The sequence below is a fragment of the Propionivibrio sp. genome (assembly GCF_029255185.1).
GTDB lineage: Bacteria > Pseudomonadota > Gammaproteobacteria > Burkholderiales > Rhodocyclaceae > Propionivibrio.
In genome coordinates this window covers 1-2,875 of record NZ_JAPUVO010000020.1, presented here as the reverse complement: position 1 = coordinate 2,875, position 2,875 = coordinate 1, and the positions used below count along the sequence as shown (strand labels likewise).

Below are 2,875 nucleotides of genomic sequence, written 5' to 3'. Positions count from 1 at the left end.
TCATGGCCAGTTTCGTCAATCCGTTATTGCTTGGGCAAAGCGCCGCGACCACCGGCGCGGGGCGCGATTTTCTGCGCCGCCCCGACCCTGCCGCGCCCGCCGACGCGCCCAGCTTCGCGCAGCATCTTGCCGCCGCCCAAACCGCCGCGCCGCCCGCCACGACCGAGGCCGCAAAAGCGCCCGATAAAGCCGCCGGTCAAACCGACCTGTCCTCCGCCCGCATCGACCACAGCGCCGCCGCCGTGGAGGAAGACAGCGATTTCAGCTTTGCCGACTTCATGGACACGGTGAACCCGCTGCAGCATATCCCCGTTGTCGGCACGATCTACCGCGAACTGACCGACGACACCATCAAGCCGGTGGCGCGGATCGCGGGCGACATCATGTATGGCGTATTGATCGGCAGCGTGGCCTTCAGCGCCGTCGGCGCGATCGTCAGCGGCATCGTCGAGCAGGAGAGCGGCCAAGCGCCGGACGTCATGCTGGCCGATGCGCTGTTCGGTTCGGATCAGCAGACGCCGCCCTCCGGCGCGCAACCCGCGCCCACCATGCTGGCCCAAGCCGATCAGGCCGCGCCGCCGCCAAGCGCCAGCCCTGCCGCGACGGAAGGCGTCAAAACCGCCAGCGCTCCGCCGACGACGAAAGCGCCGTTCGGCGGCGTCATGGACGTTGCTGCGTCGCAGCATCGCCCCTTGCAGGCCGCGCCGCAGGTGGTGGCCCAGAACGCCGATGGCACCTACGCGTCGCGCATCGGCAATGTAATCTACACCAGCCCCGCCATGCGAAATGCTGCGCGTATTGCAGTGCAACAAGCCAATCAGGCGACTCCGCAGCCATCCGCCAAAGCCGTAAGTTTGAACGAAGCGCGCAACATCGCCGCGCTGACCAGCGCCCCCGCCGCCTTGTCACTTCCTGGCGCCGAGGCCAGGAACAACCCTACGCTTGGTTCGCTGATGCAAAATCCCCAAATGCCGCCCGACGCTGCCAAAGGGAACAAGCTGCCGCCTGATCTGGTGCGGGATATGATGTTGATGGCCTTGGACAAATACAAATCCACCGCCGGCCTCGCCCCCAGCGAAATGAAGATCGGGGAGCGGGGGCATGGGGTGAATTGAGGCTTGTTCGGGGCGAACTACATCTTTGGTTGTATTTTTAGACCTGTTAAGCCTTTAATCTTACCCACCCCTGCACAAAAGGCATCGACAGCGGGGCTGCCGTCCGCGATGCCTCTCCCAATCGTAACATTTGCCTGCGCTGTAGGATTGCAGACATCTTTTGCGTCCTGCTCGAGTCTGGGATTTTTCGGACCAGTCATAACAATTGTTCCGCCTTGGTCCTCCAAAATTGAAACGCCATCTTTCGTGTGGTTGCTCATAACGACGCGACCAGACGGGGCCAAATTAATTGACGATACGCTGGGACGTTCATTCCCTGCCTTGAAATTGATAAGGCTCGTTGTAAGGGCGCGCTTGAAAGCGGGTTGATCGACACCTGAAGCAAAAGTTGACTTTTGGTTCCCGCGAGCAAGCCCTTCAAGTGCCGCGAAGAATTGCTCCTTTGACACAGGGTCTGGCCCCACCATAGTTCTCTTGTGATTTGCGGCCATGAAACCATCGTGGCCGACAACAGCGCGCCAAAGTCCATGCTCGACAAAGAAACCCTTCTCGTCCTGCGAAACTTTCGGCATTTCGGCAGCTGCCACTGCGGTCACGCCATTGGTCGGCTCATCGGCAGCCTGAACGGGTACCGTCGCCACCCCCGCCGCGACGACTGCAGCAAGTTTGAGGCCTGCGTAAAAGCGCTTCGCACCCTTGCGTATATCCATAATACTCTCCATAAAAAATCGGGCGGCTATCCTAAATTCTGAGTGCATTTTAGCCGCGAATGGTGAAAGTAACAATAAAAACAGCTGTGTTTTTTGTGCCTGCCCCCATCATAGGTCAGGGCATCTTTTGCAGGCCTTCTCGGAATAATATTTGTTATCAATATGTTGGGCCAATATCTTCGCCGTGCGCCCCTGACAACGCTCACGCCTCCGACAGTTCCAGCACCCGCCGCCATTCCGCCGCCGTCACCGGCGAGACCGAGAGGCGGGATTGGCGGACGAGCGCCATGCCGCGCAGCAACGGATCGGCCTTGATGGTTTTGAGCGTTACTGAATGTTTTAACGCCCGCACCGGCGCGACATCGACCATGACGAAGCGGCCCGTGGGATCGCTGCCGTCGGGATAGGCGCGCTTGGTGATGCGCATGATGCCGACGATCTCCAGCCCTTCGTTGGAATGGTAAAAAAACGCCTCGTCGCCCAGCTGCATCGCCTTCATGTTGTTGGCCGCCTGATGGTTCCGTACCCCGTCCCATTTGGCGCGTTTGTCGGTCATCAGCTGTTGCCACGCAAAGGCGGCGGGTTCGGATTTCATCAGCCAAAAGGTCATCGTCACGCCCGCTCCGCCCGCAAGGGCCGCGCCAGCAGGCTGGCGATGGTGGCGTCAACGGCGCCGCCGCGATTCAGTACTGCGTCCACCGCCATGACGATCGGCATGTCGATGCCATGTTGCCGCGCCAGCGCCGCCGCCGCCGCCGCCGTGAACACGCCTTCGGCGACGCTGTGACGGCCCGCGAGAATATCCTGAAGCCTTTGTCCCTGCCCCAGCGCCATGCCCAGCGACATGTTGCGCGATTGCGGACTGGAGCAGGTGAGCGCCAGATCGCCCAATCCCGACAACCCCATCAGCGTTTCCGCCCGCCCACCCAGCGCCACGCCCAGACGCATCATCTCGGCCAGCCCGCGGGTAATGAGCGCGGCGCGGGCATTGTCGCCCATGCCGCACCCCGCCGCGATGCCGCAGGCCACCGCCAGCACGTTCTTGATCGC

4 protein-coding genes are annotated in these 2,875 nt (G+C 61.7%); 1 reads left to right on the top strand and 3 read right to left on the bottom strand.

What is annotated here, in order from left to right:
* Positions 1-1,115, top strand: a 1,115-nt coding sequence (locus Q1J43_RS00250) for a hypothetical protein (RefSeq protein WP_301100274.1), incomplete at its 5' end; no start/stop codon positions are given.
* A gap of 17 nt (positions 1,116-1,132) precedes the next feature.
* Here the strand turns inward: Q1J43_RS00250 and Q1J43_RS00245 are convergent.
* The 3 genes from Q1J43_RS00245 to Q1J43_RS00235 form a co-directional block, all read right to left on the bottom strand.
* Positions 1,133-1,825 (bottom strand): hypothetical protein, encoded by a 693-nt coding sequence (locus Q1J43_RS00245; protein WP_301100273.1) that lies wholly within the window; start codon positions 1,823-1,825, stop codon positions 1,133-1,135.
* A 202-nt stretch (positions 1,826-2,027) separates the two neighbouring features.
* Entirely contained in the window at positions 2,028-2,435 is a 408-nt protein-coding gene (locus tag Q1J43_RS00240; protein WP_301100275.1) for an EVE domain-containing protein, read from the bottom strand.
* Between the two features lie 2 nt (positions 2,436-2,437).
* Positions 2,438-2,875 (bottom strand): NAD(P)H-dependent glycerol-3-phosphate dehydrogenase (locus Q1J43_RS00235; protein ID WP_366141807.1); only part of this gene is annotated, 438 nt, incomplete at its 5' end.